Genomic DNA, 1,512 nt, shown 5'->3' with positions numbered 1-1,512 from the left:
CAAAGGGGGTTGGGACACCGGCTTCGGGTGTTACCGACTTTCGTGACTTGACGGGCGGTGTGTACAAGGCCCGGGAACGTATTCACCGCAGCGTTGCTGATCTGCGATTACTAGCGACTCCGACTTCACGTAGTCGAATTGCAGACTACGATCCGAACTGAGACTGGCTTTAAGGGATTCGCTCACCCTCACGGGTTCGCCTCTCTCTGTACCAGCCATTGTAGCATGCGTGAAGCCCAAGACATAAAGGGCATGATGATTTGACGTCATCCCCACCTTCCTCCGAGTTGACCCCGGCAGTCTCCTATGAGTTCCCACCATCACGTGCTGGCAACATAGAACGAGGGTTGCGCTCGTTGCGGGACTTAACCCAACATCTCACGACACGAGCTGACGACAACCATGCACCACCTGTACACCAGCTCCAAAGAGAAGAACTGTTTCCAGAACGGTCCAGTGTATGTCAAGCCTTGGTAAGGTTCTTCGCGTTGCATCGAATTAATCCGCATGCTCCGCCGCTTGTGCGGGCCCCCGTCAATTCCTTTGAGTTTTAGCCTTGCGACCGTACTCCCCAGGCGGGGCACTTAATGCGTTAGCTACGGCGCGGAGAACGTGGAATGTCCCCCACACCTAGTGCCCAACGTTTACGGCATGGACTACCAGGGTATCTAATCCTGTTCGCTCCCCATGCTTTCGCTCCTCAGTGTCAGTTACAGCCCAGAGTCCCGCCTTCGCCACCGGTGTTCCTCCTGATATCTGCGCATTTCACCGCTACACCAGGAATTCCAGACTCCCCTACTGCACTCTAGTCAGCCCGTACCCACTGCACGCGCAACGTTAAGCGTTGCGTTTCCACAGCAGACGTGACCAACCACCTACGAGCTCTTTACGCCCAATAATTCCGGACAACGCTCGTACCCTACGTATTACCGCGGCTGCTGGCACGTAGTTAGCCGGTACTTCTTCTGCAGGTACCGTCACCTTACGGCTTCTTCCCTGCTGAAAGCGGTTTACAACCCGAAGGCCGTCATCCCGCACGCTGCGTCGCTGCATCAGGGTTTCCCCCATTGTGCAATATTCCCCACTGCTGCCTCCCGTAGGAGTCTGGGCCGTGTCTCAGTCCCAGTGTGGCCGGTCGCCCTCTCAGGCCGGCTACCCGTCGTCGCCTTGGTAGGCCATTACCCCACCAACAAGCTGATAGGCCGCGAGCCCATCCCCGATCGAAAAACTTTCCACCAACCCTCATGCGAGGGCAGGTCGTATCCGGTATTAGACCCAGTTTCCCGGGCTTATCCCGAAATCGGGGGCAGGTTACTCACGTGTTACTCACCCGTTCGCCACTCATCCACCAGAAGCAAGCTTCTGGCTTCAGCGTTCGACTTGCATGTGTTAAGCACGCAGCCAGCGTTCGTCCTGAGCCAGGATCAAACTCTCCATAAAAAACTTTATGTAACGAATGAATCCCAGCAAGACAGCCAACCCCTCACGGGGTGAGAAGGTTGACCCATAAAA

1 rRNA gene is annotated in these 1,512 nt (G+C 56.0%); it reads right to left on the bottom strand.

The features are described from left to right. Positions 1-1,440: ribosomal RNA gene (locus AD89_RS0116470) — 16S ribosomal RNA — on the bottom strand; the annotation flags it as partial. Positions 1,441-1,512 lie beyond the last annotated feature (72 nt).

The sequence above is a fragment of the Brevibacterium sp. VCM10 genome (genome assembly GCF_000583215.1).
Taxonomy (GTDB): Bacteria; Actinomycetota; Actinomycetes; order Actinomycetales; family Brevibacteriaceae; genus Brevibacterium; species Brevibacterium linens.
Note: the sequence above shows the minus strand (reverse complement) of the source record. Positions and strands in the feature narration are given on the sequence as shown.